This window comes from Bradyrhizobium lablabi (assembly GCF_018131005.1).
Classification (GTDB): Bacteria; Pseudomonadota; Alphaproteobacteria; order Rhizobiales; family Xanthobacteraceae; genus Bradyrhizobium; species Bradyrhizobium lablabi_D.
The window spans coordinates 545,986-561,941 of record NZ_JAFCJK010000003.1; the positions used below are offsets into that span (position 1 = coordinate 545,986).

Annotated in this window: 19 protein-coding genes; 5 read left to right on the top strand and 14 right to left on the bottom strand. The window is 58.9% G+C overall.

Going from position 1 to position 15,956, the window contains the following annotated elements:
• Nucleotides 1-20: 20 nt before the first annotated feature.
• The 12 genes from JQ553_RS12495 to JQ553_RS12550 form a co-directional block, all read right to left on the bottom strand.
• Entirely contained in the window at nucleotides 21-830 is an 810-nt protein-coding gene (locus JQ553_RS12495) for a CbbQ/NirQ/NorQ/GpvN family protein (protein WP_212500383.1), read from the bottom strand.
• A gap of 134 nt (nucleotides 831-964) precedes the next feature.
• Nucleotides 965-2,002, bottom strand: a complete 1,038-nt coding sequence (locus tag JQ553_RS12500) for an aliphatic amidase (protein ID WP_212500236.1) — start codon at nucleotides 2,000-2,002, stop codon at nucleotides 965-967.
• Between the two features lie 38 nt (nucleotides 2,003-2,040).
• Entirely contained in the window at nucleotides 2,041-2,733 is a 693-nt protein-coding gene (urtE, locus tag JQ553_RS12505) for an urea ABC transporter ATP-binding subunit UrtE (protein ID WP_212500237.1), read from the bottom strand.
• A complete protein-coding gene (urtD, locus tag JQ553_RS12510; RefSeq protein ID WP_212500238.1) occupies nucleotides 2,726-3,478 on the bottom strand; it encodes an urea ABC transporter ATP-binding protein UrtD in 753 nt (250 codons plus the stop codon). The genes urtE and urtD overlap by 8 nt, the downstream gene beginning before the upstream one ends.
• Complete coding sequence (gene urtC / locus JQ553_RS12515) at nucleotides 3,475-4,614, bottom strand: urea ABC transporter permease subunit UrtC (RefSeq protein WP_212500239.1); 1,140 nt, start codon at nucleotides 4,612-4,614, stop codon at nucleotides 3,475-3,477. The genes urtD and urtC overlap by 4 nt, the downstream gene beginning before the upstream one ends.
• A gap of 18 nt (nucleotides 4,615-4,632) precedes the next feature.
• Nucleotides 4,633-5,502, bottom strand: a complete 870-nt coding sequence (gene urtB / locus JQ553_RS12520; RefSeq protein ID WP_212500240.1) for an urea ABC transporter permease subunit UrtB — start codon at nucleotides 5,500-5,502, stop codon at nucleotides 4,633-4,635.
• Between the two features lie 65 nt (nucleotides 5,503-5,567).
• Nucleotides 5,568-6,818, bottom strand: coding sequence for a transporter substrate-binding domain-containing protein (locus JQ553_RS12525; protein WP_249144182.1), 1,251 nt, complete (start codon nucleotides 6,816-6,818; stop codon nucleotides 5,568-5,570).
• Nucleotides 6,819-6,945: 127 nt separating this feature from the next.
• Nucleotides 6,946-7,587, bottom strand: a complete 642-nt coding sequence (locus tag JQ553_RS12530; protein WP_212500241.1) for an ANTAR domain-containing response regulator — start codon at nucleotides 7,585-7,587, stop codon at nucleotides 6,946-6,948.
• Nucleotides 7,584-8,741, bottom strand: coding sequence for a transporter substrate-binding domain-containing protein (locus JQ553_RS12535; RefSeq protein WP_212500242.1), 1,158 nt, complete (start codon nucleotides 8,739-8,741; stop codon nucleotides 7,584-7,586). The genes JQ553_RS12530 and JQ553_RS12535 overlap by 4 nt, the downstream gene beginning before the upstream one ends.
• Before the next feature lie 419 nt (nucleotides 8,742-9,160).
• On the bottom strand, nucleotides 9,161-9,529 hold the full coding sequence (locus JQ553_RS34905; RefSeq protein WP_312015135.1) for an SAVED domain-containing protein: 369 nt from the start codon (nucleotides 9,527-9,529) through the stop codon (nucleotides 9,161-9,163).
• A gap of 40 nt (nucleotides 9,530-9,569) precedes the next feature.
• On the bottom strand, nucleotides 9,570-9,806 hold the full coding sequence (locus tag JQ553_RS35250; RefSeq protein ID WP_409363053.1) for an SAVED domain-containing protein: 237 nt from the start codon (nucleotides 9,804-9,806) through the stop codon (nucleotides 9,570-9,572).
• 437 nt (nucleotides 9,807-10,243) lie between these two features.
• Complete coding sequence (locus JQ553_RS12550; RefSeq protein ID WP_212500245.1) at nucleotides 10,244-10,447, bottom strand: hypothetical protein; 204 nt, start codon at nucleotides 10,445-10,447, stop codon at nucleotides 10,244-10,246.
• A gap of 113 nt (nucleotides 10,448-10,560) precedes the next feature.
• Here JQ553_RS12550 and JQ553_RS12555 point away from each other — a divergent pair, with 113 nt between their 5' ends.
• Together JQ553_RS12555 and JQ553_RS12560 are read left to right on the top strand one after the other, a co-directional pair.
• Complete coding sequence (locus tag JQ553_RS12555) at nucleotides 10,561-10,776, top strand: hypothetical protein (RefSeq protein ID WP_212500246.1); 216 nt, start codon at nucleotides 10,561-10,563, stop codon at nucleotides 10,774-10,776.
• 106 nt (nucleotides 10,777-10,882) lie between these two features.
• Nucleotides 10,883-11,224, top strand: a complete 342-nt coding sequence (locus JQ553_RS12560) for a hypothetical protein (protein WP_212500247.1) — start codon at nucleotides 10,883-10,885, stop codon at nucleotides 11,222-11,224.
• A gap of 88 nt (nucleotides 11,225-11,312) precedes the next feature.
• Here the strand turns inward: JQ553_RS12560 and JQ553_RS12565 are convergent, their stop codons facing one another.
• Together JQ553_RS12565 and JQ553_RS12570 are read right to left on the bottom strand one after the other, a co-directional pair.
• Nucleotides 11,313-11,522 (bottom strand): universal stress protein, encoded by a 210-nt coding sequence (locus JQ553_RS12565; RefSeq protein ID WP_212500248.1) that lies wholly within the window; start codon nucleotides 11,520-11,522, stop codon nucleotides 11,313-11,315.
• 234 nt (nucleotides 11,523-11,756) lie between these two features.
• Nucleotides 11,757-12,749 (bottom strand): sugar-binding protein, encoded by a 993-nt coding sequence (locus JQ553_RS12570; protein ID WP_212500249.1) that lies wholly within the window; start codon nucleotides 12,747-12,749, stop codon nucleotides 11,757-11,759.
• 435 nt (nucleotides 12,750-13,184) lie between these two features.
• On the opposite strand from JQ553_RS12570, the gene JQ553_RS12575 reads away from it, so the two are divergent.
• Genes JQ553_RS12575 through JQ553_RS12585 form a run of 3 tightly spaced genes read left to right on the top strand, consistent with a single transcriptional unit; the run spans nucleotide 13,185 to nucleotide 15,919 of the window.
• Entirely contained in the window at nucleotides 13,185-13,925 is a 741-nt protein-coding gene (locus JQ553_RS12575; RefSeq protein ID WP_212500250.1) for an ATP-binding cassette domain-containing protein, read from the top strand.
• Nucleotides 13,926-13,965: 40 nt separating this feature from the next.
• Entirely contained in the window at nucleotides 13,966-14,964 is a 999-nt protein-coding gene (locus JQ553_RS12580; protein ID WP_212500251.1) for an ABC transporter permease, read from the top strand.
• Between the two features lie 55 nt (nucleotides 14,965-15,019).
• Nucleotides 15,020-15,919 carry an NAD(P)-dependent oxidoreductase gene (locus JQ553_RS12585; protein WP_212500252.1) on the top strand — a complete coding sequence of 300 codons (900 nt, stop codon included), beginning with the start codon at nucleotides 15,020-15,022 and terminating at the stop codon, nucleotides 15,917-15,919.
• The last annotated feature ends 37 nt before the right edge of the window (nucleotides 15,920-15,956 follow it).

The following is a 15,956-nucleotide window of genomic DNA, read 5'->3' on the forward strand; positions in this document are numbered from 1 at the left end:
GCTGACGCGCATGACCGCACTTACCTTCCACCGTAAGCTCGGGCCAGGATCACGTCTCGCAACGTGTTCCTTATGTCGAGGTCGTCGGTCAGCGGAACCACAATCGTGATCTCGCAAGCTTCCTTTAGGTCGATTCCACATCCGATCAGCCGACCGGCGTTTACGAGCATTCGGGTCGACGCACCTTCGTCGAGACCCTGGCCCTTCAGGTTGCGGCTATGCGAGCCGATCTTGACAAGGAGGTCCGCGATCCTGGGGTCGATACCCGCCTCCCGCGAGACGACCTCTACCTCCACGCCGTGATCTGGGTAGCCGAAATCGAGGGCGGCGAAGCGCTGCTTGGTGGACTCCTTGAGATCCTTGATCGCGCTCTGGTAACCAGGATTGTATGAGATCACCAACTGGAAATCGGAATGGGCGCGGATCAGCTCGCCGCGCTTTTCCAGCGGCAGTACCCGGCGGTCGTCGGTCAATGGGTGGATCACCACGGTCGTGTCCTGGCGCGCTTCAACGATCTCGTCGAGATAGCAGATCGCACCATGCCGGACGGCGGTGGTCAGTGGGCCGTCATTCCACACGGTACCGTCGGGATCGAGTAACCATCGTCCGACCAGATCCGCTGCCGTCATATCCTCGTGGCAGGCCACCGTGATAAGCGGCCGGCCTAGCCTCCAGGCCATGTATTCTATGAAGCGGGTCTTGCCGCACCCCGTCGGCCCCTTCAGCATGACAGGCATTCGGCTCGCATAGGCTGCGGCGAACAATCCGACTTCGTCTTTCAAAGCCCGATAATATGGCTCATCCTGAATTCGGTATTGATCAAGCAGCAACGGGACGTCTGACAATTGCACGCCTCTTCGAATGTGCCTGCGGCCGCCGCAACGGACTCATCCTGCAGCCGATCGAGGCGCCAAGAACGCGCCGGCGCGCCAGGAACGCGCCGGCGAGAGAGTAGCCACGGCGCTTAACGATGCGCGACCTTTTGGTTCGGAATGCCTTCGATTGGACATTCCTCGGTGCCGACGACTGGTCGCGTCATAGCCTCGACCATCTCGCGGGTCCCCTCCGGGTCCGTAATCCAGTTCTTGTAGAAGGTGTAGGGACAGACCGCATGGCCGCGGTCGCCATCTCCGGAGTTGATGAGGCCAGTATAGCCGCGATGCATCAGCTTGAAGAGATGGTTCTGAGACTGCATGTTTTGCCGTGCGTCACGGATCAGCGACACGGAAAGCTGGGCATATTGGATGCCGTTATCTTCCGTTCCGCACTCGCCGAGCGTCCGGCCATCGAATCCAATGATCGCGGAATGCCCAAAATACGAGTAGACACCATCGAAGCCCGACGCGTTAGCAACTGCCACATAGCAATTGTTCGCCCACGCCATCGACTTCGAGATCTGAATCTGTTGCTCCTTAGCCGGATACATATAGCCCTGGCAGCGAATGATCAGCTCGGCGCCGCGCATGGCACAGTCCCGCCAGATTTCCGGATAGTTGCCGTCGTCACAGATGATCAGGCTGATCTTTAGGCCTTTCGGCCCTTCCGAGACGTAGGTGCAGTCGCCGGGGTACCACCCCTCGATGGGAACCCAAGGCATGATCTTTCGGTACTTCTGGACGATTTCGCCCTTGTCGTTCATCAGGATCAACGTGTTGTAGGGCGCCTTGTTCGGGTGCTCCTCATGGCGCTCACCAGTCAGCGAAAATACGCCCCACACCTTCGCCTTGCGGCATGCGTCGGCGAAGATTTTTGTTTCCTCGCCCGGGACGCTCGACGCGGTCTCGTACATCTCCTTGGAATCGTACATGATCCCGTGCGTGGAGTATTCCGGGAAGATGACAAGATCCATTCCCGGCAAGCCGAGCTTCATGCCCTCAACCATCTTGGCAATATTGCGGGCATTATTCAGCACCTCCGCCTTGGTGTGTAAGCGCGGCATCTTGTAGTTAACGACGGCAACGCCGACCGTGTCCTTGCTGCTCGATATGTCTCCGTGTAACATTTGCTCGACTCCCTTTGATGTGAAAGTTGTAGATTTCGTTAGACCGCCATGTGCCTTTGGATGAGGTCGTCCGTGAGTTCGGCGATGGCACCCTTGGCAACCACTCTTCCTTTCTCCAGCAACGCAAACCGATTGGAGGCGCGCCGCGCGAACGCGACGTTCTGCTCAACGAGAATCACAGTGATGCCGTGCTCCCGGTTGAGCCGCGTGATCACGGCCTCGATTTGCTCGACGATGTTGGGTTGGATACCTTCGGTGGGTTCGTCCAGCAGGATGATTTTCGGCTGCGCCAGCAATGCACGTGCAATGGCGAGCTGCTGCTGCTGACCGCCGGATAGATTTCCACCGTGGCGATTCAAAAACTCCCTCAGCACCGGAAAGAGCTCGATTACCCAATCCTCGATGCCATTTGGCGCTTTTGCAGCAAAAGTACCTAGCGTCAGGTTTTCCCTCACGGTGAAGCGCGGGAGAATACCCCTACCTTGCGGTACGTAGGCGATTCCCGCCTTTGCGCGCTGGTAGGTGCGCAGGTTCGAGATGTCCGAGCCGTCGAGTGTCAGCCGTCCTGTCACGCGGTCCATTAGGCCCAGGATGCTACGCATCAGCGTCGTTTTCCCCACGCCATTGCGGCCCAGCACGGAGAGGAACTCGCCGGTGCCGACATTGAGGTTGATGTTTTGCAGCGCGCGGCTGTTGCCGTAGAACGCATCGACATCAATCAACTCAAGCATTGGTGATGCCTCCAGATCCGAGATAGGCGCGGCGAACTTCCGGATGCGCCTCCACTTCCGCGGCGGTACCTTCCGCCAACAACTGGCCCATGTGCATCACCGAGATGATGTCGCCGATCGCCTTGACGAAACCCATGTCGTGTTCGACGACGATAAGGGTGTGCTTGCCCCTCAGTCGTTCAAACAGTTCGGCTGTCTTGCGTGTCTCCTGAGCGGTCATGCCGGCGGTCGGTTCGTCCATCAAGATCAGCTCGACATCCTGCGCAACAAGCATGCCGATTTCGAGCCATTGGGTTTGTCCGTGCGAGAGGTAGGCCGCTGGCCGTTCGAGATGCTCAGTGAGGCCGATCAGTTCCGCGAGCCGTTCAATATCTGCGCGTCCGGCACGGCGCACATCCCACCGCAAATTGGCCCACACGCCCGGGCGGCGCGCCCGCGCGACCTCGAGATTCTCAGCGACCGTCAAATCACGGAACACGCTCGGTACCTGGAACTTGCGACCGACGCCGGCACGTGCAATCTCATGCTCCTCCAGATCCTGCAGCGCGGTACCGTCGAAGGTCACGGCTCCCGTGCTCGGCTTGACCTTTCCGCAGATGATGTCGAGCGCGGTGGTTTTCCCGGCTCCGTTGGGTCCGATCAAACAGCGCAATTCGCCCTTGCGAACGCTCAAGTTGAGCCCGTTGAGTGCCTTGAAGCCGTTGAACGAGACGGAGATGTCGCGCAGGTCGAGATGAGTGGTCACGCGCTGCCCTCCCTGGTCTGACCGACCCCTCGGGCAATGCCTTGCGAAGCCAGACGACGCCGCACGATCCAGCGCCACGCACTCTTCGTGAGGCCGGCGAGTCCCTTCGGCAGGAACAGCACGACCAGCACGAACAACGCACCCATCACCAACGTCCAGGTTTCCAAGAACGCCGCAGATTCGGACAGTGCACCCTGCATGCCTGCGACCAGCACCGCGCCGAGAAACGCGCCGACGAGGCTCTGACGACCGCCGACCGCACACCACACCACGACCGACAACGAGAGTTGCACTCCGAGGAAGGTTGGCGATGCGAATTCCATGACGATCGTGTAGAGCATGCCGGCAAGTCCGGCGATTGCCGCCGACAACGCGAATACGAAGATCTGGTAGGCGGCGACATCGTAGCCGAAATAGCGCACTCGGCCTTCGTGATCGCGGATTGCTTGCACCACGAGCCCGGCCTTGGTGCGGGTGAAGGCGAACGCGACAAGCAGACTCAACGCCACGCAGCTCGCCACGAGATAGAATGTGGCGCGACCATAGGCATCGAAAGCAAAGCCGAATATCTCGAGCTGGGCGAGGTCGGTTATCCCGTTGAAACCGCCGGTGAAGCTCTGCTGATCGATGATCACGAGGTTAAGTACCACCATGGTGGCAAGCGTAATGATCGAGACATAGACTCCTGTGACGCGACTGCGGAAGATGAACCAGCCCAGTGCCGCGGCCACCAGCGCCGGCACGATGATGCCGGCGGCTAGCGCAAAACTGAGCGACTTGAACGGCTGCCAGAACCACGGCAACCGCGCCACGTTGTTCCACACCATGAAGTCAGGCAGTCCGCCTGAGCCGGTATGCACGGGGATCGTCTTCAACTTCAGCGCCATCGCCATCGCGTAGGAGCCGATGCCGAAGCTCATCGCCTGGCCGAGATTGAGAATGCCGCCAAAACCCCACGACAGCGCGAGTGACACCGTGAGAATGCCGAGTACGAGATAGCGTGCGACCTTATTGAGCAGGAAGTCGTTATTGAGGACCAGCGGTAGCGCAAACACGATTGCGCATACAATGAGGATCGGCGCGATCTGCGCTCCGAGCCGAGGCAGTCCAGTTGGGAATGACGTCTTCGATGTCATGGATCGGCGATCTGAACCTTAGGCGCGCACGCGCGTTGTGAATAGCCCCTCGGGGCGGAATCGGATCAGCACGACGATGGCGATCAGCACCAGTGCCTTGGCCACCGTGTCGTTCTGCAGGAAAGCGATGCCACCGGAGAGCTCACCGAGAATGAAGGCGCTGGCGACGGTACCGCCGAGGCTTTGCACGCCGCCGAGCACCACCACCATGAAGGCGTCGATCACATAGCCGGTGCCCATATCGGGCGACACGCTCTTCAGCGGCGACACCAACGCGCCTGCAAGCCCTGCAAGGCCCGCGCCGTAGCCAAAGGTCAGGCCATAGACGCGCCTGGAATTGATGCCAAATGATGCAGCAACCGAGCGGTCCTGCATAATGGCTCTCAGCTTCATGCCGATTGTCGTGCGGTTCATCAGGAACCACGTGGCCGCGAACAGCGCGATCGCCACGATGAACAGAAACATCCGATAGGACGAGACTGAAAGCCCGAAGACATCCACGCTGTCGGATAGCGACGGTGGCATCTGCACGTAGCGCAGTTCGCTGCCGAACATCAGGCGGATTCCCTGCTGCAGCATGATGCCGACGCCCCAGGTCGCAAGGATGGTGTCGAGCGGACGATTGTGGAGCAAGCTCAGCACCAGGCGCTCGATGATCCAGCCGATTACCGCAACGGCAATAAAGATCGGAACGAGGCTCGCGAGCAGCCCGAGGCCAAAATAGGTCTGAAACAGCCACGCCGTGTACGCGCCGAGCATAACGAACTCGCCATGCGCGAGATTGATGATGCCCATCGACCCGTAGATGATCGACAACCCCAGCGCAACCAGCAGCAGGATCGATCCGATGCTCAGGCCCGTTATGATTTGTTCAAAGAATTGGTCCACGCGCGCGTTCTCCGAAGGCGGCCGCCGGCGAGATGTGGCGCCGGCGACCGTTGTCGCCCTGATCGTTAGCTTTTCTCGACCAGGCCCTTTTCGGTGCAAACCTGCCCAGGATAAGCCGCATAGGGCACCGGCTTCAGCCACTCCTTAGCCTCGACCAGGATCTCGAACTGGCCGCTGGATTTGCACTGAGCGATTTTTGGCCACAGCCAGGTATGGAGGTTCTCGGGCTCGATGCGTACCTTGCCCTGGGGGGCAATGGTCTCCGCGCCTTTCACCGCATCACGAATGGTCGGCGGAGCGATGTCGCTGGTGGCGAGTTTTTCCACCGCCTGCTTGAACAGATAGGTCTGGAAGTAGCAGGCCTCGGAGACGAAATGTGTGACCTTGTCGGCGCCCCAGCGTTTCTGGTAGGCGGCGACAAATTTTTCATTTTCCGGTGACTTGTACACCTGAAAATACGGCGCCGAAGTAAAGTGCCCGGCGGCCGCCTCACCTCCCATGGCCGCCACCTCGTTCTCCGACGTTGTGAGGCTCGCCATCGGCATCTTTTCGGGATCAAGGCCTGCGGCGCGATACTGCCGATGCAGCGCCACCACGGAGTCGCCGACCACGGTAGAGAAGATTACGTTCGGCTGCGTCGAACGCATCTTGTTGATGACGGAGGAAAACTCCGAATGACCGAGCGGCACATACTCTTCGGCGACAACTTCGCCGCCATACTTCTCCAGGAGCTTCTTGCAGTAGTTGTTCTCTTCTTTCGGATAGATGTAGTTGGAGCCGATAAGATAGAACTTCTTGCCGAACTTCTTGATTAGCCACGGCACGAACTCGTCCTGCTGCTGGTTCGGCACCGCGCCCGTGTAGACCACGTTCTTCGAACACTCGCGGCCCTCATAGAGCGTTGGATACCAATAAAGATTGTTCTGCCGTTCGAAAACCGGCAGCACGGCCTTGCGGCTCGCCGACGTGTAGGAGCCGAACACGCTGACGCATTTGTCGCCGACGACGAGCTTGCGCGCCTTCTCCGAGAAGGTCGCCGGATCGGAGGCCGGATCCTCGATGATCGGCACGATCTTACTTCCCTTGATTCCCCCGGCGGCGTTGATTTCCTCGATCGCAAGTATCGTCGCCTTGTTGAGAGATTCCTCGATGATGGCGGTTGTTCCTGTCAGCGAAAACAGCACGCCGACCTTGATCTCGCCTCCGGCCGCACGCGCAAGATCCGCGTTCTTGACCCATATGTGCGGGAAGCCCGCACCCGCGAACGCGCCAAGCGCCGCCGCATTCTTCATCAACGTCCGTCTAGAAATTCTCATCACTCGTGCTCCTGGAATGAAAAACAAAAAAGCCCTCCCGATGCGCGCTTACGCGAGCATTGGGAGGGCTTTGTCGCCGGTTGTCAGCTTGGCAGCAGTGTCGCCGCCGGATCCCCGCTATTGGGGATCAATGCTGAGGATCGTAGCCAAGCAATTCGAAGGAGTCAACGATTGCCGCAGCGACCGCACTCGCGGACACACGGCGGTCCATCGCCTGCCGACGGATGAAGCCGTATGCTTCGGTCTCTGGCATTTGTCGTGTCGCCATCAAAATCGCTTTCGCGCGTTCGACCGTTCGCATCGACCGAAGATTCTCATCGAGCTTTTCGATCTTGCTGCGCAGCCGGCGTTCATAGCCGAACTGGCTTCGCGCCAATACCAGGCTCGATAGCACCGCATTTGGCGTGAACGGCCGCGGCAGCACAGCGTTCGGTGTCGCATGGGACAGCGGTTCTGCCTGAATTGGTTCCGTCGCTGGCACGATCACCACGAGCGCGGATCGTGCGTCACCCGGGATCCAGGGCAAGCGCCGGGCGAGGTCCGGACAATACTCACAGAATACGAAGTCAGCATCACCTGGGACGGAGGTGGGCATCGGCCACACCTGCTGTACGCGCATGCGATACCGCTGCAACTCTCGCAACAGCAGGCTCGTTTGATCATCCATCGAGGCAAGAACGACAGCCGTCAAATCGGCCAGTTCCTGCACCATGGACTTGCGGCCGACCGTCTCCCGGTTACTGGGGGCTCTGCGCAGGGCTTCATTCATATGGCGTTTCCTGCCTGAGTGGTTGCGCGTCCATACCCGATGAGGAACGGATCCGCATGTACCGCTTCTCTCGATTGATTGATGACGTCGAATTGCCCTTCTCGATTGGCGCGGCCTATGCGCGTCCAGAGATCGGCATGGCCCGTGTTCGGGTTGATGGTGACCGCACCTTGCGGTGCGTCAAAGGCAGTGCCCAGCACCATTGTGCGCAAAATCTCGGTATCGAGCGTGTTGGCCTGTTCGAGCGCTTTCGCGAACAGATGAAGCTGAAAGTAGGAAGCCTCCACGCACATATTGGTCGAGACGTCTCCGCCAAACCGCTTCTTGAATCTGTTCACGAAGGAGATGTTTGCTTCGCCTTCGACGCCCTGAAAATAAGATGCCGCCGTGATATGCCCTTCACCCACATCGAAGCCCATAGCAGCGATCTCGGCTTCCGTTGTCGTAAGGCTTGCGATCGGCATCTTCTGGGGGTCAAGCCCAACGTTTGCATACGCTTGGTAGAGGAAAATCGTCGCCTCACCGACGACCGTCGAGAAGATCACGTCGGGTCGGAGCCTTCGAATGTCCTGCACGATTGGCAGGAAGTCCTGCCAGCGGGCATGCACGCTCACATAACGCTCGCCGACGACCGATCCGCCGTTGGCCTTCAAAACTTCCCGCATCACGCGGTTGGACTCGCGCGGATAAATGTAATCCGATCCAACGAAGTAGAACCGGCTTCCGTAGTTATCCATCAGATACCGACAAAGTGCGAGGCTGTTCTGATTGGGCGAAGCGCCGGTGTAGATCACATTGGGGGATGCCTCGAAGCCTTCATAAAGTGTCGGATACCACAACAGACCATTCAGCCGTTCCACCACGGGCAAGACGGCTTTTCGGCTTGACGACGTGTAACAACCGAAGATGGTGCTGACCTCGTCCTCGATCATTAGACGCTTGGCGTAGTGCCCATAGGCCGTTGAATTGGAGCCGGGATCATACGACACGGGGACCAATTCCCGGCCGCAAACACCACCGGCGGCGTTGATCTCTTCGATAGCGAGCAAGGTCCCCAGATACTGGGTTTCCTCAATCACCGACATGAATCCAGTTCGCGAGAACAGCACTCCGATGTGCCAAGGAGCGGTCGTACGCTGCAGAAGATTAGACATTATTGGGCCCCCGAGGTCATGGGAGGACGGGAGGATCGTTGTTATTCCGCTTGTCTGTTTTCCGGCGAACACAAGGATTGCACGTCGTCCGCAGCCCGACAAGGATAAATCGCGAAGTCCAAGGATGCGCCAACGTGATCAAAACCTCGCTCGGGCGAGATGCAGCGCGATCATTCGTAGTGCGGCCTTGTGCTGTCGAGTGCTTGGCGGCGTTCATTAGCTCGTGCAGCGAATAAATGTGTTTTGAACATATCTTTGGCAGCGCCACGACGGTCTTCGGAGACGCGCCGGACCACCCGAGCACGAAGCCGGTCGGGCATGCCGCTAACCATTCCGAATACCGTGACCCGTCCGGAACCGCGACGACCGGCGGGAGTTCGCGATGGAACGTTACGGCGTATTGTCCTGACAAGTTGGCTCTAACTCTTGTTGCCCCGCCGGTCGATGTCATGCTTATAAATGGCGCAAGGCGCGATAATCGCCTGGTGTTGCTGGCCAAGAAAGAAAACTAGAGCGTTCGGCGCAGCCGCGAATATTCGGGCAGCGATATCGATTTCGTTTCCTTTGATCTGCCGCAAATGTTTCGCCACAGATTCGGCAAGCGACGTGGCGTGGCCGCCACCCAGGACGCCGCGCTGGCTTGGACCGACTGGCAAAGCAAAGTTGATCAGTCGGACCACGTTCGGCAAGGATGCTGCGCAATATGCGCGGGCGGCGGTTTCCGCAGACTGCGCCACGCTGACTGAGACCGCGACCTCGGATCGCTTGCCAAGCCCGTGCTCCGTGATCTGAAACTAGCGCCCTGCGTTCCGAGCCATCGTCGTCACGCTACACGCGCGAACCCACACGACCTTTTTGGACAAGCTCGACCGAGACGCCGGATTTCACATCAAGGACCGAGCCTGCGATAAGGGCGACGGACGCATGCGCGTCGAGGATCAGATGCAGCTTCGAGCTTTGTACGGCCTTCGCGCGTAGGTGGCGTTGCCAATCAAGGTCATCACGGAGATAACGCTGCCGGAATGAATCGGTCAGGACGAGAGTGTGTTCTGGCAATGCCCCCACAATGCCGACGCCGGCCCGAGGAACGAGCGAACAGCTACGGGCAAATAGGGGTCGACAGGGACGATGACGTCCGCGACCATGGCCTCATCCTTAGCCGCTTGAACGTTTCACGCGTAAACGAGTTCAGGCGCGCTTCTTGAGTGCGCGCGCCAACTCATCAAACCGGAAGTCAGCGTCAGTGGGCGCGGTCCTGATGACCCCGACTGTCCTGGCGCGCCACGTGATCGATTCTTTAAGTTCCTCTAGCGAGTGGTGCCTGTCGAATATCCGGAACCCAGTCAAAACCTCGCGCAAAGCGTCGCTATCCCGTAGACCCAGATGTTCGCGCCCGTAGTTTGCGAATAGCGCCCATCCGGCTCCCGTCAGTCTTGGTTCCATCAAAAAGCTTTTCGACCAGAAGCCACCGGTCGTTCGCCGACACGAGCTCGGCGAGCGGATCACCGGCCAGGATGCGGTACGTAGTGAGGAACGAAAAACAAGGCCCAGGCCCAGGTTTTTCCATGCGCCCGTAAGGCATTGCAGGCGGAGAAGGTCTTTGCGCCAATGAACGCTGGATCGATGAAATCAGCATAACCGAAGCGGACGGCGAGATGCTCCGCAAGTTCGGCGTCATAGGAAGCGTAATCGGCAGCGCCTGGCATCACACACACCAGGCGTCTGTGGCGGTAGTTTTCCACAATCCCGGTGATGTTTGCATCTTGTTTCGGTGCCGCCGGGGTTCAGGATCACACTGCGACTCACGGGAGAGCATGTCATGCGCAACAGGAAAGCGGCGGGAGTAGATGCCGATGTTGAGGCGCGGATAGTTCAAATCGAGCAGATGACGTTAGATCAGATCGCGGCGTTTCAGTGCAGGATACTGAGCGAGATCACCTTGGGAAGAATCGCGCCTAGAGAAGTCAGCGCCCTAGATCGCGCGCTCAGAAAACGGCTGAAAGCGATTGAGCAGAAACTGCGCGAGGGCGGCTGAGGCATGACAAGAGCCGACGCGGGACTTCGGTCTCGCGCTCACTGTGACCGTCGCACCGAATCATAGTGTCGTGACGGGCGTAGCCCTTTGACGAGAGGAGTCGGTCGTGGCGCGGATTGTCCTGATCTTCCTGCTGCTCTGCTCTCCCGCACTCGCCCACGATCCTGAGCATCCGGAATTGAATGCCTGGTTCGATAGCCTGAGATCGATCAAGGGCCTATGCTGTTCGTTCGCAGACGGCTTCGCTGTCAGCGATGTTGATTGGGAATCGAAGGACGGCCATTACCGCGTCCGTCTCGAGGGCGGCTGGATCGATGTTCCCGACGACGCCGTGATCACCGAGCCGAACCGCGCCGGCAGAACCATGGTTTGGCCCTACACGGCCGATCGCGGAACGGATCATCCGCATACTGAAATCCGGTGCTTCATGCCGGGCAGTATGGGCTAGGTGGCGTGGACTCTAAGCACAGGCGCGCCGCCTGGTGCCCAACCAACCGCCAAAGAGTTAGCAATCCCTGCGCTATCATTCATGTCCGCTACTGCACTACCAACACCGGCGCGCTTCCGTCCACCAGGACCTCCGATGTTTGACTCCCCAACAATAGCTTCCTAAGGCCGCGACGCCCGTGAGACGCCATCACGATCAGGTCGCAGCCTCTCGACTTTTCTTTTTCGATGATTGCGGTGGCTGGGCACGCATTCGGAACGTGCAAGAGTTCTGCAGTTATCCTGATCTGCTCCGCCATCGCTCGAGCTTCATCGAGCACTTTACCGGCATGTTGCGTCAAAGTTATCAACTACTTCCTGCGCGGGAATTCACCCCCGTCGCAATCGTCCGGGCCCCACGGACACGGTCTGAAATTCCGCATCCGCGATTACCGACGGCGGTGGGACTCAAACGAAAATAAGGAGGGTGTCACGCACTTCCCCCTCCTTCTTGCGAACCCGTGACCTGCTCGATCCCTGCACTGGATTCGCGGCTATTTCTGAATGCAAGTATCCGCGGTCTCCCTCGTGCATTCGTCGAGGCCGGTAAATACCGGGTCATCCACCTTCTTGCCCTCGATCAGATCGATCATGACCGACGGCGCCTTGTAACCCATCTCAAACGGCCGCTGACCGACCAGTGCTTCGACGCGACCTTCCTTGGCGATCGCGACTTCATCGCCGATGGTATCGGCGGCGACGATCACCAGCGACTTGCTGGCGATCTGAGCCTTATACTGATCCGTCAGCTGACGATAGGGTTGTGGCGCGCCAAACAGCGGCCATCCGCCCTCGATCACGAAGGCATCGAGTTTTGGATTGGCAGCGAGGATGTCCGACATGGCCTGCACACCCCGCGGCCCGTCGTCATTGGTGAAGACAGGGCAACCTGCGATCTCGGTCCAGCCGCCTTCGCCCTTGAGTCTGTCCAGATCCTTCTTGCCGGACAAGGCATCCCGCGTTCCGGAGGCGCGGCGCAGAATGTTGTCTGCCGCGGCATTGCCCTCGATCAGGCACACAGTGCCACCGTTCGGCTTTGCCTTCTTCAAATATTCGCCGAGCCGAAAGCCCATCAGGTAATTGTCGGTGCCGAGATAAGTCTTACGAAGCGCGGCGTCTTCTTTTTTGAGATCGGCGTCGAGTGTCATGACAGGAATTTTGGGTTTGGCGGCCTTGATCGCGTTGGCGATCAAGGGCGCGTTGGAAGGCGAGATCGCAATCGCCGCGGTATCGGACTTGCCCAGCATATCCTGAACGATCTGGGCCTCGCCCGCCTCGTCTGATGTTGAGGCAGGCCCCGTGTAGAAGCAATGATAGGGGGAACTGGCGTTTTCCTTATTCCACTTCTCGCAGCCTTGATGAATGGCCTCAAAGAATGGATTGTCGAGTCCCTTGACGACGATGACGAGTTGCTTCTTCTGAGCCATGGCCGACCCGGCCGACAGGCTCATCGCCGCAGCAATCAATGCCAATACTGCCTTGTTCATTTGTCCCTCGCACGTGTTGCAGCGGACGCTTGTTCGCCCGTTTTACCGAACATCATCTGATTCAAAACTTCACGAAGGCAAGGAAACCGCTTGATGTGAGGGTGTGGCTATCAGGTCCCCTACCACCTGCACCATTTTCGAGCCTGTCCTCGAATGTGTTCCCAGCAACGACAGAGTCCAATTGCGCGATAGCCACAATCAGCGATTGACAAAGATAATTCGGACGCCTGACGAGTCAACGGCTATATGCAAAGAAATAAGACGAGGCCTTGTTTGGTGCGTCGCACCACATGCAATATGTTTTCGCGAAGGTGCGGCGTTGATCCCCGCCGAGATCATTGACTGACCACAGACCCTGTAATTCAATGTCCGCTCGCGTCTTTTGAAGAACAAGACGCGCGTCGCGGCAACGATTCCGCACCAGGTGTATCCGGAATGGCCCTTCTCGAACTAAGAAATGTTTCGAAGCATTTCGGCGCAATTCATGCCCTCAACGACGTTTCGCTGTCGCTCGAGCCTGGCCAGGTCGTGGGACTGATGGGAGACAACGGGGCCGGCAAGTCAACCCTCGTCAAGATCGTCGCCGGAAATTTTCGTCCCACGCATGGAACGATGCAGATGGAAGGCCAGGATTTGTCCATGCACCGTCCGATCGAAGCCCGCCGGCACGGTATCGAGATCGTACATCAGGACCTCGCGCTCTGCGACAATCTCAGCGCGGCCGCCAATGTTTTCCTCGGCCGCGAAATCCGTAAGGGCGTCGGCCCCTTCAAAATTCTCGACTATGCCGCGATGTATCGCCGAGCCGGACAGATCTTCTCCGAACTGCGATCCGAAACGCGGCCGCGCGATCTGGTAAGGCAAATGTCCGGCGGACAGCGACAGGCGGTCGCCATTGCCCGAACCCGGATTGCCGACGCCAAGGTCGTTCTGATGGACGAACCGACCGCGGCTATTTCGGTGCGGCAGGTCGCGGAGGTACTTAACCTGATGCGACGGCTGCGCGATCGCGGCATCGCGATCGTGTTCATCAGCCATCGCATGCCGGACGTGTTCAGCATTGCCGATCGCGTCGTGGTATTGCGCCGCGGCCGCAAGGTCGCCGACAAGGACGTCGCTGCCAGTTCGCCGGAGGAAGTGACGGGACTGATTACCGGGGCCATCGAATACGCATAGTGAGGCGTCTGGAGCTTGCTGGTAACCGAAAGTTTGATGGATGGAAATTCAGTTCGACGACAACATCAAGCGCACAAGATTCCCGCTGCTCAGCTGGCTGACCTCGCGACAGGCCTTCTGGGTCTCGCTGGCGGTCATCCTGGCCTGCGTCTTCCTGTCGTTTGCGACCAACTCGTTTGCGACCTCGAACAACATTTACAACGTCGCCCGCAACTTCACCTTCGTCGCGATCATTGCGCTCGGGATGACGATCGTGATCATCACCGGCGGCATCGATCTTTCGGTCGGATCGGTGCTGTGCCTGTGTAGTATGATCCTCGCGGTCGTTATGCACGCCGGTTACAGTATCGAGATCGGCATCGCTGCCTCGCTTGGAACGGCGTTGCTGATCGGCGCGATCAACGGCGTGCTGATCGCGTATCTGGGCATCCCGCCGTTTGTGGTCACGCTCGGCATGTTGTCGATCGCGCGGAGTCTCGCGATGGTCGCGTCCAACAACACTGTGGTGTTCCAGTTCGGTCCGGATCACGACAAGCTCTTGTTTCTTGGTGGCGGCGCCTGGCTGTTCGGGATCGCCAACCCCGTGATCTACATGCTCGCGCTTACGCTGTTGACGGGTTTTGTGCTGCACTTCACCCGGTTTGGCCGGTACGTCTTCGCGATCGGCGGCAACGAGCACGCGGCGATCGTGACCGGCGTTCCGGTGCGACGCACCAAGGTGGCCGTCTATATGATTTCCGCGCTCTCGGCCGGCGTTGCCGGTGTGATCGAAACCGGCTGGCTCGGCGCCGTCACCACCAATCTTGGCTCGGGCTTGGAATTGCAAGTGATCGCCGCCGCAGTGATCGGCGGCGCCAATCTCGCCGGTGGAACTGGCACCGCCTTCGGCGCGCTGATCGGTTCGGCGCTGATCGAGGTGATACGCAACAGTCTCGGGCTATTGGGCATTAGCGCGTTCTGGCAGGGCACCTTTGTCGGCTCGTTCATTATCATTGCCGTGGCCTTCGACCGGATCCGAAATCTCCGGTCGCCGGCATGAGCGCCGATCACAATACGTCTCCACCATTTGATCAACGACGGACGGAAAAAGGAAAATGACAGGCAAGCGCGTAGTATTCACCGGAGGAACTGGCAAGGCCGGCAGGCACGTCCTTCCGCATCTGAAGAGCAAGGGCTATGACCTTCTCAACGTCGATCTGAAACCGCTCGATCATCCCGGCATCAGCACCCTGATCGCCGATCTGACGCACAGCGGCCAGGCCTTCAATGCCCTGACCACGCATTTCGGCTTCGACCGTTTCGAAGCCGGCAGCCCGCCGGCGGCGCCGGACGCCGTCGTGCATTTTGCCGCGATACCGCGAGTGCTAATCGAGCCAGATAACGAGACGTTTCGCGTCAACACGATCAGCACCTATAACGTGATCGAGGCCGCGGCAAAACTCGGCGTCCGCAAGATCGTGATCGCTTCCAGCGAGACTACCTACGGTGTGTGCTTTGCCGAAGGCGAGAAGGATTTCAGAAGCTTCCCGCTCGAGGAGGACTACGACACCGATCCCATGGACTCGTACGGCCTTTCCAAGGTCGTGAATGAAAAGACCGCGCGAGCCTTCGCCATGCGCTACGGCATCGACATCTACGCGCTCCGGATCGCGAACGTCATCGAGCCGCATGAATACGACATGTTTCCGCTTTTCCTGGCCAATCTGCCGTCGCGAAAACGCAACGCCTGGGGCTATATCGACGCCCGCGACCTTGGTGAGATCGTGCATCTGGCAATCCAGAAGGATGGCCTCGGCTTTCAGGTCTTCAACGCCGTCAACGACACCATTACCGCCAACATTCCGACCCGCGAAGTGCTAAACCGCTATTGTCCCGACGTCCCGATCACCCGACAGCTCGGAGACTACGAGGCGCCCTTGTCGAACCGCAAGGCGCGCGAGGTGCTGGGCTTCAGGGAAACGCACAACTGGCGCAAATACGTAAAGGGCGGATAGCGGCTGCGACCTCGTTGGTCCCCAAAAGGATAGTAAA

Excerpts from the sequence above, each read along its gene's own strand:
- JQ553_RS12500 (WP_212500236.1), bottom strand. The coding sequence starts at position 2,002 with ATGTTACACGGAGACATATCGAGCAGCAAGGACACGGTCGGCGTTGCC.
- urtE (WP_212500237.1), bottom strand. The coding sequence starts at position 2,733 with ATGCTTGAGTTGATTGATGTCGATGCGTTCTACGGCAACAGCCGCGCG.
- urtC (WP_212500239.1), bottom strand. The coding sequence starts at position 4,614 with ATGACATCGAAGACGTCATTCCCAACTGGACTGCCTCGGCTCGGAGCG.
- JQ553_RS12525 (WP_249144182.1), bottom strand. The coding sequence starts at position 6,818 with ATGAGAATTTCTAGACGGACGTTGATGAAGAATGCGGCGGCGCTTGGC.
- JQ553_RS12530 (WP_212500241.1), bottom strand. The coding sequence starts at position 7,587 with ATGAATGAAGCCCTGCGCAGAGCCCCCAGTAACCGGGAGACGGTCGGC.
- JQ553_RS12535 (WP_212500242.1), bottom strand. The coding sequence starts at position 8,741 with ATGTCTAATCTTCTGCAGCGTACGACCGCTCCTTGGCACATCGGAGTG.
- JQ553_RS12550 (WP_212500245.1), bottom strand. The coding sequence starts at position 10,447 with ATGCCAGGCGCTGCCGATTACGCTTCCTATGACGCCGAACTTGCGGAG.
- JQ553_RS12555 (WP_212500246.1), top strand. The coding sequence starts at position 10,561 with ATGCGCAACAGGAAAGCGGCGGGAGTAGATGCCGATGTTGAGGCGCGG.
- JQ553_RS12565 (WP_212500248.1), bottom strand. The coding sequence starts at position 11,522 with ATGGCGGAGCAGATCAGGATAACTGCAGAACTCTTGCACGTTCCGAAT.
- JQ553_RS12570 (WP_212500249.1), bottom strand. The coding sequence starts at position 12,749 with ATGAACAAGGCAGTATTGGCATTGATTGCTGCGGCGATGAGCCTGTCG.
- JQ553_RS12575 (WP_212500250.1), top strand. The coding sequence starts at position 13,185 with ATGGCCCTTCTCGAACTAAGAAATGTTTCGAAGCATTTCGGCGCAATT.
- JQ553_RS12580 (WP_212500251.1), top strand. The coding sequence starts at position 13,966 with ATGGAAATTCAGTTCGACGACAACATCAAGCGCACAAGATTCCCGCTG.
- JQ553_RS12585 (WP_212500252.1), top strand. The coding sequence starts at position 15,020 with ATGACAGGCAAGCGCGTAGTATTCACCGGAGGAACTGGCAAGGCCGGC.